Source organism: Simplicispira suum (assembly GCF_003008595.1).
GTDB lineage: Bacteria > Pseudomonadota > Gammaproteobacteria > Burkholderiales > Burkholderiaceae_C > Simplicispira > Simplicispira suum.
The window spans coordinates 505654-521596 of record NZ_CP027669.1 but is presented as its reverse complement, the minus strand read 5'-3'; the positions used below and the strand labels follow the sequence as shown (position 1 = coordinate 521596).

General features: G+C 65.1%; 14 protein-coding genes. 2 read left to right on the top strand and 12 right to left on the bottom strand.

Annotated elements, in window-relative coordinates:
- Position 1: 1 nt before the first annotated feature.
- Positions 2–988 (bottom strand): TRAP transporter substrate-binding protein, encoded by a 987-nt coding sequence (locus tag C6571_RS02465; protein ID WP_106445285.1) that lies wholly within the window; start codon positions 986–988, stop codon positions 2–4.
- A gap of 189 nt (positions 989–1177) precedes the next feature.
- Here C6571_RS02465 and C6571_RS02460 point away from each other — a divergent pair, with 189 nt between their 5' ends.
- Entirely contained in the window at positions 1178–1708 is a 531-nt protein-coding gene (locus tag C6571_RS02460) for a winged helix DNA-binding protein (protein WP_106445284.1), read from the top strand.
- 140 nt (positions 1709–1848) lie between these two features.
- Positions 1849–5496 (top strand): hydantoinase B/oxoprolinase family protein, encoded by a 3648-nt coding sequence (locus tag C6571_RS02455; RefSeq protein ID WP_245901488.1) that lies wholly within the window; start codon positions 1849–1851, stop codon positions 5494–5496.
- 48 nt (positions 5497–5544) lie between these two features.
- Here C6571_RS02455 and C6571_RS02450 read toward each other — a convergent pair whose 3' ends face one another.
- The 11 genes from C6571_RS02450 to rpsA form a co-directional block, all read right to left on the bottom strand.
- Positions 5545–5943 carry a monovalent cation/H(+) antiporter subunit G gene (locus C6571_RS02450; protein ID WP_106445282.1) on the bottom strand — a complete coding sequence of 133 codons (399 nt, stop codon included), beginning with the start codon at positions 5941–5943 and terminating at the stop codon, positions 5545–5547.
- Positions 5940–6218, bottom strand: a complete 279-nt coding sequence (locus C6571_RS02445) for a K+/H+ antiporter subunit F (protein WP_106445281.1) — start codon at positions 6216–6218, stop codon at positions 5940–5942. Before C6571_RS02445 ends, C6571_RS02450 begins: the two co-directional genes overlap by 4 nt.
- Positions 6215–6703, bottom strand: coding sequence for a Na+/H+ antiporter subunit E (locus C6571_RS02440; protein WP_106445280.1), 489 nt, complete (start codon positions 6701–6703; stop codon positions 6215–6217). The genes C6571_RS02445 and C6571_RS02440 overlap by 4 nt, the downstream gene beginning before the upstream one ends.
- On the bottom strand, positions 6700–8418 hold the full coding sequence (locus C6571_RS02435; RefSeq protein ID WP_245901364.1) for a monovalent cation/H+ antiporter subunit D: 1719 nt from the start codon (positions 8416–8418) through the stop codon (positions 6700–6702). The genes C6571_RS02440 and C6571_RS02435 overlap by 4 nt, the downstream gene beginning before the upstream one ends.
- Positions 8415–8798: a Na+/H+ antiporter subunit C gene (locus C6571_RS02430; RefSeq protein ID WP_106445279.1), complete on the bottom strand. Its 384-nt coding sequence runs from the start codon at positions 8796–8798 to the stop codon at positions 8415–8417. The genes C6571_RS02435 and C6571_RS02430 overlap by 4 nt, the downstream gene beginning before the upstream one ends.
- Positions 8798–11734 (bottom strand): monovalent cation/H+ antiporter subunit A, encoded by a 2937-nt coding sequence (locus C6571_RS02425; RefSeq protein WP_106447993.1) that lies wholly within the window; start codon positions 11732–11734, stop codon positions 8798–8800. The genes C6571_RS02430 and C6571_RS02425 overlap by 1 nt, the downstream gene beginning before the upstream one ends.
- A 33-nt stretch (positions 11735–11767) precedes the next feature.
- Positions 11768–12070, bottom strand: a complete 303-nt coding sequence (locus C6571_RS02420) for a ComEA family DNA-binding protein (RefSeq protein WP_106445278.1) — start codon at positions 12068–12070, stop codon at positions 11768–11770.
- A gap of 3 nt (positions 12071–12073) precedes the next feature.
- On the bottom strand, positions 12074–13240 hold the full coding sequence (gene lapB, locus C6571_RS02415; protein WP_106445277.1) for a lipopolysaccharide assembly protein LapB: 1167 nt from the start codon (positions 13238–13240) through the stop codon (positions 12074–12076).
- A complete protein-coding gene (locus C6571_RS02410; RefSeq protein WP_106445276.1) occupies positions 13230–13529 on the bottom strand; it encodes a LapA family protein in 300 nt (99 codons plus the stop codon). Before C6571_RS02410 ends, lapB begins: the two co-directional genes overlap by 11 nt.
- Positions 13530–13665: 136 nt before the next feature.
- Complete coding sequence (locus C6571_RS02405) at positions 13666–13980, bottom strand: integration host factor subunit beta (protein ID WP_106445275.1); 315 nt, start codon at positions 13978–13980, stop codon at positions 13666–13668.
- A 94-nt stretch (positions 13981–14074) separates the two neighbouring features.
- Positions 14075–15760: a 30S ribosomal protein S1 gene (gene rpsA, locus C6571_RS02400; protein WP_106445274.1), complete on the bottom strand. Its 1686-nt coding sequence runs from the start codon at positions 15758–15760 to the stop codon at positions 14075–14077.
- Between the last annotated feature and the right edge of the window lie 183 nt (positions 15761–15943).

Here is a 15943-nt window from a genome sequence, read left to right as displayed (position 1 = left end):
TTTACTTGCTGCGGTAAGCGTCTACCAAGGTCTTGCCTTCGGGGCCGGCTTTGTCCAGCCATTCCTTGAGCATGGTCTCGCCTACCTTGGCCATGTCGGCTTTGAGCTGGGGCGAAGGCGGCAGCACCTGCATGCCATTGGCCTTGAGCTTGGCCAGGGTTTCGTCGTTCACCTTTTCTGCCGCTGCCCAGCCACGCTCTTCGGCGTCCTTGCCGGCTTTGAGCAGCGCTTCCTGGTTGCCCTTGTTCAGACCGTCAAACGCCTTTTTGTTGACGATGACCGCGTTCTTGGGCAGCCAGGCCTGCAGGTCGTAGTAGTACTTGAGGTGTTCGTAGAGCTTGCTGTCCACGCCGGTGGCACCCGACGTCATGGTCGAATCGACGACACCGGTTGCCAGGGCCTGCGAGAACTCGGCCGCCTGCACCGTGACGGGCTGGGCGCCCACCAGTTCGGCAATGCGCGCCGTAGCCGGGCTGTAGGCACGCCACTTGATGCCCTTGAGGTCGGCAGCCGACTCAATCGGCTTCTTGGTGTAGAGGCCTTGGGGTGGCCATGGCACGGAGTACAACAGCATCATTCCCTGTTCACCGAGCTTTTTCTCCAGCATGGGCTTCTGGGCTGCGTAGAGTTTTTTGGCGTCGGCAAAACTCGCTGCCAGGAACGGCTGGCCGTCCGCTCCGTAGATTTGCCATTCGTTCTGGAAGTTGACCAGCAGGATCTCGCCCATCTGCGCCTGCGCGCCCTGCACGGCGCGCTTGATCTCGGGCGCCTTGAACAGCGAGGCATTGGCGTGCAGCGTGATCTTGAAGGCGCCGCCTGTCGCCTTGTCGACATCGGCCACCAGCTGCGCCATGTTTTCCGAATGGAAATTGGTGGCGGGGTAGGCCGACGCGAGATCCCAGCGAGTTTGTGCGAAAACCGGGCCGCTGGCCAGGCTGCCTGCCAGCGCAAGACCGAGCGCTGCGGTGCTAAAGATTCGACGCTTCATAGAAAGTACTCCACGGCAAGGGGTTGTGGGAAAAGAGCGTTTGAATGTAGTGCGCGTGTCGCCCTGGGCCTCTAGGTGTTTGTACTAAACGTCGATAAATTATCGACAAATTATCGCTGTCCATCCCTACAATCCAGCCCTCAGTGACCGCCTGCACACCCCGTGCCAGCGCCCAGCCGGAGTTTTTCCATGAAGCCTCTGAAGCGCCCGAAACCCGAGTCGAGCCCCATTGTTTCTTCGGCGCACCTGGTGTCGGCGCACAGTGCCGAGATGAGCGAATTCGAATTCGGCCTGATCGTGGCCGGCAATGCCTTTCATCGCTGGGTGGTCCACTGCATGGCAGCAGCGGGGCTCAAGGAGCTGACGCCGCTCGATGTGCTGGTGCTGCACCATGTCACGCACCGTGCGCGCGACAAGCGCCTGGCCGACATCTGCTTCATCATGAACGTCGAGGACACGCACCTGGTCAACTATTCGCTCAAGAAGCTGCTGGGCCTGGGCGTGGTGCAGTCCACCAAGAGTGGCAAGGAAGTGACCTACGCCGCCACCGACCAGGGCCGCGCCTATGTGCAGCGCTACCGAGAAATCCGCGAGAGCTGCCTGATCGACGCGCTCAACGCGGACGAGTCGCTCAACCGCGACATTGGCGAGCTGGCGCGCTTGCTGCGCGTGCTCTCGGGCATGTACGACCAGGCGGCGCGCGCAGCGGCGTCCATGTAGACGAATTTCAAGCAAAATCGGCATCTAGCGCAAACTGGTAAAGCGCTACTAGCTATAAATACAAGAGCAAAACCCATGACCGAACCCACCCATTCCCCCGCTGGCAGTTCTGGATCGACCGTGGGGGCACCTTCACCGACATCGTTGGCCGGCGGCCTGACGGCAGCCTGGTGACGCACAAACTGCTGTCCGAGAACCCCGAGCAGTACCCGGACGCAGCCGTGGCGGGTATTCGCCACCTGCTGGGGCTCGCGAGCGACCAGTCGGTGACCCCGGAAATCGTCGAGTGCGTGAAGATGGGCACTACCGTGGCGACCAATGCGCTGCTGGAGCGCAAGGGCGAGCCCACGCTGCTCATCACCACGCGGGGCTTTCGAGACGCCCTGCGCATTGCCTACCAGAACCGCCCGCGCCTGTTCGAGCGCCACATTGTTCTGCCCGAGTTGCTGTATGAGCGCGTGGTCGAGGCCAGCGAGCGCATCGGCGCGCAGGGCGAGGTCGTGACGCCGCTGGATGAGGCGCATCTGCGCGAACACCTCTGGGCCGCGCGCGACGCTGGCCTGCAAAGCGCGGCCATTGTCTTCATGCACGGCTACCGCTATACGCAGCACGAGCAAGCTGCGGCGCGCCTTGCGCGCGAACTGGGTTTTACGCAGATCAGCAGCTCGCACGAGGTCAGCCCGATGATGAAATTCGTTGGCCGGGGCGACACCACCGTGGTAGACGCCTATCTTTCGCCCATCCTGCGCCGCTACGTGGCCCAGGTGGCGCGCGAGATGCCGGGCGTGCCGCTGTATTTCATGCAGTCGTCGGGCGGTCTCGCCGATGCCGGAGCGTTTCAGGGCAAGGATGCCATCTTGTCCGGCCCGGCCGGCGGCATTGTGGGCATGGCGCGCACGGCAGAAATTGCCGGGCACACCCGCGTCATCGGCTTTGACATGGGCGGTACCTCCACCGACGTGAGCCACTACGCCGGCAGCTTCGAGCGCGAATTTGAAACCCAGGTGGCCGGCGTGCGCATGCGCGCGCCCATGATGAGCATTCACACCGTGGCGGCGGGCGGCGGCTCCATTCTGGGCTTTGACGGCGCGCGCTTTCGCGTCGGGCCTGAGAGCGCAGGCGCCAGCCCTGGCCCGGCCAGCTACCGGCGCGGCGGGCCGCTCGCGGTCACCGACGCCAATGTGATGGTGGGCAAGATCCAGCCGGCGCATTTCCCCAAGGTGTTTGGCCCGGCGGCGGACGAGGCGCTCGACGCCGACGCGGTGGCGCGCCAATTTGGCGTCCTGGCCGCGGAGACCGGCCGCAGCGCCGAGGACGTTGCCCATGGTTTCATCCAGATCGCCGTGCAGCAGATGGCCAACGCCATCAAAAAGATCTCGGTGGCGCGTGGCTACGACGTCACCCGCTACACGCTGCAGTGCTTTGGCGGGGCGGGTGGCCAACACGCCTGTCTGGTGGCCGATGCGCTGGGTATGGAGCAGGTGCTGGTCCATCCACTCGCCGGTGTGCTGTCGGCTTACGGCATGGGCCTGGCGGACCAGAACGTGATCCGTGAGCAAGCCATCGAGCGCTTGCTGGACCCGCAGGCCCTGAGCGAGGTAGAGGCCAGTCTGGTGCAACTGGGCCGTGCCGCAGCCGACGAGCTGGCGGCGCAGCGCCCGGCCGGCGACCCGGACGGGGCACAGCAGCACAAGGCAGAGGCGCTGCGCATCCACCAGCGCGTGCACCTGCGCTACGAGGGCAGCGACGCCGCCTTGGTGGTGCCGCATTTGCCGCAGGCTTCGGACGATGTGGCCATTCGCCAGGAACTGCTGGTAGCAGCGTTCGAGGCCGCCTACCGCCAGCGCTACGCCTTTGTGATGCAGGGCAAGCGCCTGGTGGTTGAGGCGGTGTCCGTCGAAGCCGTGCTGCCTGGCGAAACGCCGACCGAACCTGATTTGCCCGTACACCCCGAGCGCGAGGTGCCGCGCCGCGCCAGCACCCGCATGTACACCGCCGGCACCAATGGGCTGCCCGCCTGGCAGGACGCCGCGCTGGTGGTGCGGGGTGACCTGCGTGCGGGCGATGTGCTGGCCGGTCCGGCCATCATTGCCGAGCAGAACGCCACCACCATCGTCGAGCCGGGCTGGGAGGCGCGGTTGACCCGCCACGACCATTTGCTGCTCACGCGCCGTGTGCCGCGTGCCCAGCGCCACGCGGTGGGCACGCAGGTGGATCCGGTGCTGCTGGAGGTGTTCAACAACCTGTTCATGAACATCGCCGAGCAGATGGGCCTGCAACTGCAGAACACCGCCTACTCGGTCAACATCAAGGAGCGGCTTGATTTTTCTTGCGCGCTTTTCGATGCGGAGGGGCAGCTCATTGCCAATGCCCCGCACATGCCGGTGCACCTGGGCAGCATGGGCGAGAGCATCAAGACGGTGATTCGTGAGAACGCAGGCGCCATGCAGCCGGGCGATGTTTTTGTGCTCAACGACCCCTACCACGGCGGCACGCACCTGCCCGACATCACCGTCATCACGCCGGTGTACCTGGACCACAGCGGCGAACCGAACTTCTATGTGGGCAGCCGCGGCCACCATGCGGACGTGGGCGGCACCACGCCGGGTTCGATGCCGCCGTTTTCCACGCGCATCGAGGAAGAGGGCGTGCAGATCAACAACTTCAAGTTGGTGGATGCCGGCGTGCTGCGTGAGGCGGAGATCCTGGCGCTCCTGGGGTCTGGCGAATACCCCAGCCGCAACCCTGAGCAAAATCTAGCCGATCTGAAAGCGCAAATTGCCGCCAACGAAAAAGGCGTGCAGGAACTGCGCCGCATGGCCGAGCAGTTCGGATTGAGCGTGGTGCAGGCCTACATGGGCCATGTACAGGACAACGCCGAAGAATCGGTGCGCCGCGCCATCACCCGCCTGGCTGCACGCATGCAGGACGGAAGCTTCACGCTGGAACTCGACAACGGCGCGAACATCACCGTGTCGGTTCGGCTCGACGCCGCTGCGCGCAGCGCCGTGGTGGACTTCACCGGCACCTCGCCGCAGCAGAGCAACAACTTCAACGCGCCCACGGCGGTGTGCATGGCGGCGGTGCTGTTTGTGTTTCGCTGCCTGGTGGACGACGACATTCCGCTCAACGCCGGCTGCCTCAAGCCGATTGAGGTGGTGATCCCGCCCGGTTGCATGCTCAACCCGAATCCGCCGGCCTCGGTGGTGGCGGGCAACGTGGAAACCTCCACCTGTATCACCAACGCCTTGTTCGGCGCGCTGGGCGTAATGGCGTCGAGCCAGCCGACGATGAACAACTTCACCTTTGGCAGTGAACGCCACCAGTACTACGAAACCATCGCGGGTGGCAGCGGCGCAGGCGGTGTTTTTGACGATGCCGGCCGCTTGATCGGCGGCTTCCCCGGCACCAGCGTGGTCCAGGCGCAGATGACCAATTCGCGCCTCACGGATCCTGAGGTGCTGGAGTTTCGCTTTCCGGTGCGGCTCGAGAGCTTTGCCATTCAGCGCGGCTCGGGCGGCGCCGGACGCTGGCGCGGTGGGGACGGCGGGCTGCGGCGGGTGCGGTTCCTGGAGCCCATGACGGCCAGCATCCTCTCCAACGGTCGCATTCATCCGGCCTTTGGCATGGCGGGCGGCAGCGCGGGCGCACCCGGCCGCAACCGCGTGCTGCGTGCGAACGGCAGCGTGGAGATGCTGGCGCACATCGGCCAGGCGCAGATGCAGGTGGGCGACGTGTTTGAAGTCACCACGCCCGGAGGTGGCGGTTTTGGTGCACAGGAAAAATAGCGAAAACGGCCTCTAGCGCTTATCCAGTAAGAGTTGGCAGCTATCAAATCAGGAGACTTCTTCCTTCCATGCAGGGCGAACTGCTGCCGCCGCCTTGCCACCCTCGCCGGTCCCGCTGAGCGGCGGTGGCACGTCCTGGCCTGCCAAGCGGGCGCGAAACAGCCCGGTACGCATCAGAAAGATATTGGTCACCGGCACCGTGACCGCCAGAAATACGGCAATCAGCATGCCGTGCGCAGCGACTGCGTGGCTTTGCAGCGAGAAGTACAGCACCGTGCCGTACATCACGCACCAGCAACCCAGCGTGGCGATTACCGCCGGCGCATGCACGCGCTCGAAAAACGTGCGCAGGCGCATCAGGCTGAAAGATCCGATCAGCGCAATCAGCGCGCCGGCCAGCACCAGCAGCGACACCGCCACATCGGCCCACAGTGGCAGCGCGATCACTCGATGATCTCCCCGCGCAGCAGAAACTTGGCCATAGCCATGGAACTGACAAAGCCCAGCAGCGCAATCAGCAGCGCCGCTTCAAAATAGTTGCTGCTGCCTTGGTGGATGCCGAGTACCAGCATCAGCAGCATGCCGTTCAGGGCCAGGCAGTCGAGCGCCAGCACGCGATCTTGCGCGGTGGGCCCGCGCAGTACGGGAACCAAGGTGCAGCCCATGGCCAGCACCAGGATCACGAGTGCAGCGGGCAGGGCGTAGGAAAGGACCGGATTCATTCGAATATCTCCATGAGCGGGCGCTCATAGCGCGCCTTGATATGGGCCACAAATTCTGGGCGGTCATCCAGCTCCAGTACATGCAGCATCAGCATGCTGTGGTCGCTGGAGAGTTCGGCCCAGGAGGTGCCGGGGGTGATGCAGACGATCATCGCCAGGACCGCCAGCGCGTTCGGATCGCGCAGCTGGAGCGGAATGTGCACGAAGCCGGCAGGATGGCGGCGCAGGTGTGGAAACAGAAAGACGCGCAGCGTGCCCCAGTTGGATTCCACGGTGTCGGCTGCCACACGCAGACCCAGCCGAAGAATGGTGATGGGGTGGCGCACGCGCACCGGCAGGGGGCGCAGGCCCCGTGTGAGCAGCGGAATCGACACGCCCAGCACCATGCCGATGAGCGCGTCGGCGAGGCCCAGGCTGCGGTTGAGCACCATCCACAGCACGAACAGTGCAAATGAGAGCAGCGGGGCTGGCAGCAAGCGCTTCATGGCGTGGCCTCTGCGGTTTCGTCGAGCGTAGAGCCCGCAGCCACGCTGGGCACGGGCTCGGCGCCCAGGATGGATTGCACATAGCCGCTGGGTGCATGCAGGGCATCGGCCGTGGCCTGTGCGTAGCGCAGGGCCGGCCCTGCGGCCACGGTCAGCAGCACGCAGGACAGCAGGAGTGCGCCAATCGGAACGCCCTCGGCCAGGCCCACGCGCAAGGGGCCGCGCCCTTGCGCGGTCCAGAAATGCGCGATGCCGGCACGCACCAGCGCGGTGAGCGCCAAAAATCCACTCGCTATCAGAACCAGCACGAAGACCCAGCCGGTGAGCCCCGGTTGCGCCCCTGCCGAAGCAGCCAGCCCCAGCGGGTTGAACAGCGCATTGAGCATGGCGAACTTGCCCACGAATCCAGGCAATGGCGGCAGGCCCGAGAGCATGAGCGTGCACAACAGAAATGCAAGCCCGACGAAGGCGGTGGCGGCCGGAATGGGGCGACCGACCAGGGCTTGTTCTTCTTCGTCCAGGTTGAATCCCCGCGTGGGCTCGAGCCGGGCGTTGAGGAACGGTGCCGCCTCGCTTGTGGGTTCATAGGGATCGGCGCCGTCGACCGGGCTGCGCCAGCGGTCCATCACGTCGCCCAGCAAGAACAGGGCGCTGATGGCCAGTGTGGAAGCCGGCAGGTAGTACAGCATGGCCGCCGTCAGCAGGTTTTGGCCGAAGCCGGCGACGGCCAGAACCGTGCCCGACGACAGCAGGGCCGCGTAGCCCGCCAGGTGCCCCAGGCGCTGCGAGCCCATCATGCCGATAGCGCCAAAGGCCATGGTGAGCATGCCGGCGCCGATCAACCACAGGCTGCCGAACTGTGCCGATGCCCCGGCCTCGTCACCAAACAACAGCGACCACAGGCGCAAGATGGAATAGACGCCCAGTTTGGTCATTAGCGCAAACAGCGCGGCCACCGGCGCGGTGGCCGCGCTGTAGGCGGGCACCAGCCAGAAGTTGAGCGGCCAGACGGCCGCCTTGATGAGAAAGGCCGTCGCCAGGATGCCCGCCGCCGCGTGCAGCAGGCCCCGGTCGGACGCGCGCAGTGTCGGAATGTGCTGCGCCAGATCGGCCATGTTCAGCGTGCCGGTGATGCCGTACAGCATGGAGACGCCGATCAGAAGGAGCGCCGACGCCGCCAGGTTGATGGCAATGTAGTGCATGCCCGAGAGCACCCGCGCGCGCCCTGAGCCGTGCAGCAGCAGGCCGTACGAGGCTGCCAGCGTCACTTCGAAAAACACGAACAAGTTGAACAGATCGGCCGTGAGGAAGGCGCCGGCCAGCCCCATCAGCTGCAGCTGGAACAGCACATGGAAATGCACGCCCACCCGGTGCCAGCGTGCGCAGGCAAACAGCGCTGCGGCCAGCGCCACCAGACTGGTCAGCACCAGCATCAGTGCGCAGAGCCGGTCGAGCGCCAGCACAATGCCAAACGGCGCCTGCCAATTGCCTGGCAGGTACACCCCCACGGCTTGGGGCGCGCCATCGTGTGATGCGCGCAGCAGGAGCAGGCAAGAGACGGCCAGCAGCGCGGCGCAAGAGCCTACGTTGAGGGCCATCTTGAGGCGGTGGCGCTCTTCGCCCAGCAGCATCATGAGCGCCGCCACCAGGAGCGGCAGCAGCACCGGCACCAGCATCAGGTGCTGCATCTGGGCGGCATCGGCGAGGCCGATCATGGCCGCGCTCCGTCATCGTCGGGCTCCATGCCTTCGGGTGGCTCCACACCGTCGACGTGGTCGGTTCCCGAGAGGCCGCGTGAGGCCAGCAGCACCACGAGGAACAGCGCCGTCATGGCAAAACCGATGACGATGGCGGTGAGCACCAAAGCCTGCGGCATGGGATCGGCATAGTGCGCCAGGTCTTGCGGCACCCCGGCGCGCAGCACGGGCTCCTTGCCGGTGGCCAGGCCCAGGCGCCCCATGCTGAAGATGAACAAATTGACCGCGTAGGAAATGAGGGAGAGTCCCATGATCACCTGGAAGGTGCGCGGGCGCAGCAGCAGCCAGACGCCCGAGCCGGTGAGCACACCGATCGACAGAGCCAGGGTGAGTTCCATCAGTGGCCCCCCGCCTGGACTGCTGCGGCTTCTTCCATGCGACGGGCATGCGCGCGGTGACCGCGAATCGATTGGTGGGCGATGGAAGTGAGAATGAGCAGCGTGGCCCCCACCACCAAAGCGAACACGCCGGTGTCAAAGAACATGGCGCTTGCCACATGCACCTCGCCCAGCAGCGGCAGGGTGAGGTGGGCGGTGTGCGTGGTCATGAACGGATAGCCCCAGACCAGCGAACCCAGGCCGGTGGCCAGCGCAGCGAGCAGGCCGGCTGCCATCCAGCGGCGCGGGTACAGCGTGAAGTGGGCCTCCACCCACTGCGTGCCCGAGATCGTGTACTGCAGCACGATGGCGGCGGAAAACACCAGCCCAGCGACAAAGCCACCGCCCGGCGCGTTGTGCCCGCGCAAAAAGAGGTAAACCGCCACCAGCGTGGCAAAGGGCAGCAGCAGGCGCACCAGCACGGCGGGCACGCGCAGGTAGCCCACGGCGGTGTCGGCTGCCAGGCGCGGGTTGATCAGGTCGGTATCCAGGTCGGCCGGCAGGGCGCGTTGCTGCGGCGGCAGATCGAGCATCTCGATGGCGGGGCGAAAGCGCCGCAGCAGGGCGTAGACAGTGAGTGCCACCACCCCCACCACCACGATTTCGCCAAAGGTATCGAAGGCGCGGAAATCCACCAGCATCACGTTGACCACGTTGTTGCCGCCACCGCCCGTGAGCGCGTGTTCCAGGAAAAACGTCGAGGTGCTGCGTGGAAACGGGCGGCTCAGCATGGCAAATGACAGCAGGGCCATGCCGCCGCCCGTCGCCACGGCCAGGACAAAGTCACGTGCGCGGCGCCGCCTCGCCCGGCGGCGCACGGACGCCTCGAGCGTGTGGCGCAGCGCCTCGTTTCGTTTGGGGAGCCAGCGCAGTCCCAGCAGAATGAGCAGCGTGGTGACGGTCTCCACCGCCAGCTGCGTCAGCGCCAGATCGGGCGCGGAAAACCACAGGAAGGTGATGCAGGTAATCAGCCCCGTGGCGCCCAGCAGTGTCAGGGCCGCAAGGCGGTGGTACTTGGCCTGCCAAGCCGTGGCCAGCGCGCAGCCCATGCCCAAGGCCCAGAGCAGGGAAAAAGCTGGCTCGAATGGCAGTGCGGCGCGGTCGCCAATGGGCAGGCCGCGCGTCCACAAGGGCAGCGCGGCGGCGACCAGCACGAAGACCACAAGCCACAGCATTTGCCACTGCAGCTTGTGCGTGCCCAGCAGCGTGCGCCCCCGCCGGCCCGCCTGCGTCAGCGCGGCAAGCAGGGACTCGAACAGCTCCCTGCCATCGAGACCTGCGAGGCCCGGTGCGCGGCTGGACGCATTGCGGTTGCTGCGCCGGCGCAGCACCAGCAGGTACAGCAGCGTCCCGCCTACCAGGGCCACCAGGCTCATCATCAAAGGCGTGTTGAAGCCGTGCCAGACCGCCAGACTGAAAGGAGGCAGTTCGCCGCCCACCACCGGACGCGCGGCGGCGTCCAGAAAAGCGCCCACTGTCCACTGGGGCAGCACCCCGACGAGCAGGCAGATCAGCACCAGCAGTTCCACGGGCACGCGCATCCAGTGGGGCGGTTCATGGGGCTGGCGCGGCAGATCGGTCGCAGGGGGACCGCCAAAGGTCTCCACGCAAAAGCGCAATGCGTAGGCCACGCTGAACAGGCCCGCCAGCGTAGCGGCCCAGGGCAGGAATTGTTCCACCAGCGGATTGGCCTGTACGAACACGGTTTCAGCAAAGAACATTTCTTTGGACAAAAAGCCGTTGAGGAGAGGAACGCCCGCCATGGCGGCGGCGGCGACCGCAGCCAGCGTGGCCGTCACTGGCATGCTGCGCGCCAGCCCGGAGAGCCTTCGCATATCGCGCGTGCCGGTTTCGTGGTCGATGATGCCTGCGGCCATGAACAGCGAGGCCTTGAAGGTCGCATGATTCATGATGTGAAAGACGGCCGCTACAGCGGCCAGCGGACTGTTGAGGCCCAGCAGCAGCGTGATCAGGCCGAGGTGCGAGAGCGTCGAATACGCCAGCACACCCTTGAGGTCGTGTTGAAACATGGCCACATAGGCGCCGAGCAGCAGGGTAATGAGACCGGCCCCGCCGACGATCCAGAACCAGGGCTCCGTTCCCGAGAGCACCGGCCAGAGCCGCGCCAGCAGAAAAACCCCGGCCTTGACCATGGTCGCCGAATGCAGATAGGCGGATACGGGGGTGGGCGCCGCCATGGCGTGCGGCAGCCAGAAGTGGAACGGAAACTGCGCGCTCTTGGTCAGTGCGCCCAGCACGATGAGGCACAGCGCCACCGGGTACATGGGATGGGCGCGCACCAGCGCTCCGGCGGCCAGCACGTTGTCGAGTTCGTAGCTGCCCACGATGTGGCCGAGCACGATCATCCCGGCGAACAGGCACAGGCCACCCGCGCCCGTCACAGTGAGCGCCATGCGCGCGCCGCGCCGGGCATCCTTGCGGTGGTACCAGTAGCCGATCAATAAAAACGAAAACAGGCTGGTCAGCTCCCAGAACAGCGCGAGCTGAATCAGGTTGCCCGACAGCACCACGCCCGCCATCGAGCCCATGAAAGCCAGAAAGAAGGCAAAAAATCGCGGCACCGGATCCTGCGGCGACATGTAGTAGCGCGCGTACAGCACTACCAGCGTGCCAATGCCCAGCACCAGCATGTAGAACATCCAGGCAAAGCCGTCCATGCGCAGCACCAGCTTGAGGCCGAGCGCCGGAACCCAGGCGAATTCCTGGCGCAGCACTTCGCCCGCAGCGATCTGCGGGAACAGCAAGGCCGCCTGCACCGTGCACAGCAGGGCAATCAGCCCCGCCAGGGTCGACTCGGTGTTGCGCGCATTGGACGGCAGAAAGGCCGCCAGCAGGCTTGCGGCGAAGGGCAGGGCGACGAGCGTGATGAGCGGCAACTGCGGCAAATCCATGGGCCTGACAATGCCTTCCTACCGTGCCGGGGCCGACGCCGCAGTGCGTGCGCCCGCATACGGTTGGCCATTGACGGTATAGCCTTGTGCCGAAAAGCTGGCCGCGCTGGCACGACCAATGCCGTGCACCCGCGCTACCAGATCGGCCCAGTCCTTGAAAGGCTGGTGCGCGCGCTCGGTCAGAATGCGCCGCGTGGTGGCTGGGCCGACGCCGCGAATGGCGTCCAGCTCGGCTTCGGTGGCCTTGTTGATGTCGATTTGCGCGAACGCAGTGCCCGAGCAGAGCAGTGCGGCGCTCAACAGCAGAGATCGGATGCCCATGGCCTATAGCTCCTCCACCCGCTGCGCTGGGTAGCTGTCCCAGGCCTGGCAGCCTGGGCAGTGCCAGAAATGCTGGCGCGCTTCGAACCCGCAGGCTGCACAGCGGTAGCGCGTGAGCGGGCGGGCGGCGGTGTCGAGCGCGGCCTGAATTTGCGGATGAAACTCCTCGTGCTCGAGCCGCTCGCCGGCCAACCACTTGGCCGCAGCAACCAGCGAGGGTTCGTGCTCAAGATGGCGCAGATACCACATGCGGCTTTCGTTCTGCTCCGTTGGCGCGGCGCCTGCGCGCTCTGAGAGCGCCACGATCGCGTCGAGGACGTCCAGCGATGGGCCTTGTGCGTAATGCGCCTGCAACAGGGCGAGCACCTCGGCCTCGCGTCCACTGTCGCGAGCGATCTCGGTCAACAAGGCGGCGGCGAGCGGCAGTGCGGACGGGGCCTGTACGCCCAAGGCGCGCAGCAGCTCGAGCGCGCGCGCGCTGTCGCCCGTCTGCTCTGCAAGCCGTGCCAGCTCGATGTGGGGGCGCGCTGCCTGGGGTGCGGCGCGCAGGGCCTGTTCCAACAGGGCCATGGCGGCGCTGCTGTTGCCGGCAGCGCGTTCGCTGTGGGCCTGCTCACAAAGATAGTGCGCCTGGCGGGTACTGAAGTCCCCCTGGTCGGCAGCGTGCATCTTGCGCGCCACTTCGGCGGCCTGGGGCCAGTCGCGCGATCGCTCGAAAATGGCAAGCCGCGCGAGTCGGGCCTCAGCTTCAAACGCCGTGCCCTCCAGGCGCGCCAGCGCGTCTTCGGCGCGGTCGAGCAGGCCGGCTTTGAGGTAGTCGAGCGCCAGTGCGTGCTGGGCGCGATCTCGGTCGGTGCTGCTCAGATCGCCGCGCGAGAGCAGGTGTTCGTGCACGCGCACCGCGCGGTCGTACTCGCCCCGGCGCCGGAACAGGTTGCCCAGGGCGAAATGCAGCTCGGAGGTGTCTGGATCGTTCTGTACCGCCTCGATGAAGGCGTCAATGGCCTGGTCTTGCTGCTCGTTGAGCAGGAAGTTCAGGCCCTTGAAATAGGCTTTGGGCGCATCGCGGTTTTGCCTGCGCAGCTGGCGCAGATCCATGCGTGAGGCGGCCCAGCCGAGCATGAAGACCAGCGGCAGCCCCAGCAGAAGCCAGGAGAGGTCAAATTCCATGCGGCGGAACGGACTCGGGGGTGGGGCTGGGTACGGGCGCGGCGGCGGGGGGCGTCTGCGCGGCTTGCACGCGCCGCGCGGCACTGCGGTGCTTCCACCAGCGCGGCACCATGCCCAGCACGCCAGCGACGAGGCCGAAGGCAAAGGCCGTCAGTACGATGAGAACCTGTGGCGCACGCCACTGCGTACCGAAGAACAAGTGCACGGTGGCGTCTTGCTGGTTGTTCAGCGCAAAGGCGAAAAGCGTAAAGAAAATGGCTGCCTTGAGCAGCCACAGGAAGTATTTCATGGCGTCCCCGGTGGTGGGACGATTCTACGAAGCGATCGCCGCAAAGCGCAGGATTCGTCGCATTCTGCCAAATTTTAGGTGCTTTTGGCCGCTGGCGATTATGCAGAAAGCGTTATGCGCTATCAAAAATATAGCTTTATCTGCCTGTGGCAGGGCTGCGGAGTTCTTGGGTACGTTGATCTACGGCTTCGCGCAGTGCCTTGCCTGGCTTGAAGTGTGGCACGCGCTTGGCTGGAATGGCTACGGCTTCGCCGCTGCGCGGGTTGCGGCCCAGACGCGGAGGCCGGTGGCTGACAGAAAAACTGCCAAAACCCCGTACCTCAATGCGATGGCCGCGCACCAGCGCCTCGCCCACGGCGTCAAGCAAGGCTTTCACGGCGATTTCTGCGTCGCGGTGCGTCAGCTGGGGAAAACGCTCAGCCAAGGCTTCAACGAGATCGGATCGGGTCATACGTTCATACAAAAAAATGCCGGGTGGGCGCATTGTGCACTCACCCGGCCGCCATCCTGGTCGGCGCCCAGGGCGCCGACAGCGATCGCTTGGATTACTTGTCCGAGTTGTCCAGCTTGGCGCGCAGCAGGGCGCCCAGGCTGGTCGTGCCGGCGCTCTCGCGGCTCGACTGCTGGCTCAGGTTGGCCATGGCGCCTTGCTCGTCGATCATGTCCTTTTGCTTGATGGACAGCTGGATGTTGCGCGTCTTGCGGTCCACGTTGACGACCACGGCGGTGACTTCGTCGCCTTCCTTGAGCACATTGCGTGCGTCTTCCACGCGGTCGCGCGAGATTTCCGAAGCGCGCAGGTAACCGAGGATGTCTTCACCCAGGTCGATCTCGGCGCCACGGGCGTCCACGGTCTTGACCTTGCCGGTCACCGTCTGGCCCTTGTCGTTCACGGTCACAAACGTGGTGAACGGATCGCCGTCGAGCTGCTTGATGCCCAAGGAGATGCGCTCGCGCTCCACGTCCACAGCCAGCACGATGGCTTCGACTTCCTGGCCCTTCTTGTAGTTGCGCACGGCGGCTTCGCCGGGCTCGTTCCACGAGAGGTCAGACAGGTGCACCAGGCCGTCGATACCGGCAGCCAGACCGACGAACACGCCGAAGTCGGTGATCGACTTGATGGGGCCCTTGACGCGGTCGCCGCGCTTGGTGTCCTGCGCGAACTCTTGCCAAGGGTTGGCCTTGCACTGCTTCATGCCCAGGCTGATGCGGCGCTTGTCTTCGTCGATCTCGAGGACCATGACTTCGACTTCGTCGCCCAGGGTGACCAGCTTGGAAGGAGCGATGTTCTTGTTCGTCCAGTCCATTTCCGACACGTGTACCAGGCCTTCAATGCCGGGTTCGAGTTCCACAAACGCGCCGTAGTCGGCGATGTTGGTGATCTTGCCGAACAAACGCGTGCTCTGTGGGTAGCGGCGGGAGACACCCATCCACGGGTCGTCGCCCATTTGCTTGAGGCCCAGCGAGACACGGTTCTTCTCGGTGTCGAACTTGAGGATCTTGGCGGTGAGTTCCTGGCCGGCCGTGACCACTTCCGAAGGGTGGCGAACGCGGCGCCATGCCATGTCGGTGATGTGCAGCAGGCCGTCGATGCCGCCCAGGTCCACGAAGGCGCCGTATTCGGTGATATTTTTGACCACACCGTTGACAATGGCACCTTCCTTGAGGGTGGCCATGAGCTTCTCGCGCTCTTCGCCCATCGAGGCTTCGACCACAGCGCGGCGGCTCAGCACCACGTTGTTGCGCTTGCGGTCGAGCTTGATGACCTTGAATTCCATGGTCTTGTTCTCGTACGGCGTCAGGTCCTTGACCGGGCGCGTGTCGATGAGCGAACCGGGGAGGAAGGCGCGGATGCCGTTGACCAGAACCGTCAGGCCGCCCTTGACCTTGCCGCTGGTGGTGCCGGTGACGAATTCGCCGGATTCCAGGGCCTTTTCCAGGCTCATCCAGGACGCGAGGCGCTTGGCCGTATCGCGCGAGAGGATGGTGTCGCCGTAACCGTTTTCGATCGAACCGATGGCCACGGAGACGAAATCGCCTACCTGGACTTCGACTTCGCCCTTGTCGTTCTTAAATTCGTCGAGCGGCACATAGGCTTCAGACTTGAGGCCGGCGTTGACCACGACGAAGCTGTGCTCGACGCGCACCACCTCTGCGGTGATGACTTCACCGGGGCGCATCTCGGTGCGTTGCAAGGATTCTTCGAAAAGGTCGGCAAAAGATTCAGACATGTATTTCCTTGCCACGTACAGGTTTGACAGCAGCACTATTGCTGCGGTTTGAAAGGCTGTCCGTGGTGGTTGGTGTACGGCGTGTGCCGCGGGTTAGGGTGAAAAAACCACACTGCCAATGCGCTGCGGCGCGGCTGGGGCGGTGTGGACCAGGGTTGGAGCCTTGCGGCCCCGGCTTTTTTA

Bases quoted from the DNA above. Each gene is read 5' to 3' on its own strand.
- C6571_RS02465 (WP_106445285.1), bottom strand. From the start codon at position 988: ATGAAGCGTCGAATCTTTAGCACCGCAGCGCTCGGTCTTGCGCTGGCA.
- C6571_RS02460 (WP_106445284.1), top strand. From the start codon at position 1,178: ATGAAGCCTCTGAAGCGCCCGAAACCCGAGTCGAGCCCCATTGTTTCT.
- C6571_RS02445 (WP_106445281.1), bottom strand. From the start codon at position 6,218: ATGAATCCGGTCCTTTCCTACGCCCTGCCCGCTGCACTCGTGATCCTG.
- C6571_RS02440 (WP_106445280.1), bottom strand. From the start codon at position 6,703: ATGAAGCGCTTGCTGCCAGCCCCGCTGCTCTCATTTGCACTGTTCGTG.
- C6571_RS02435 (WP_245901364.1), bottom strand. From the start codon at position 8,418: ATGATCGGCCTCGCCGATGCCGCCCAGATGCAGCACCTGATGCTGGTG.
- C6571_RS02430 (WP_106445279.1), bottom strand. From the start codon at position 8,798: ATGGAACTCACCCTGGCTCTGTCGATCGGTGTGCTCACCGGCTCGGGC.
- C6571_RS02420 (WP_106445278.1), bottom strand. From the start codon at position 12,070: ATGGGCATCCGATCTCTGCTGTTGAGCGCCGCACTGCTCTGCTCGGGC.
- lapB (WP_106445277.1), bottom strand. From the start codon at position 13,240: ATGGAATTTGACCTCTCCTGGCTTCTGCTGGGGCTGCCGCTGGTCTTC.
- C6571_RS02410 (WP_106445276.1), bottom strand. From the start codon at position 13,529: ATGAAATACTTCCTGTGGCTGCTCAAGGCAGCCATTTTCTTTACGCTT.
- C6571_RS02405 (WP_106445275.1), bottom strand. From the start codon at position 13,980: ATGACCCGATCCGATCTCGTTGAAGCCTTGGCTGAGCGTTTTCCCCAG.
- rpsA (WP_106445274.1), bottom strand. From the start codon at position 15,760: ATGTCTGAATCTTTTGCCGACCTTTTCGAAGAATCCTTGCAACGCACC.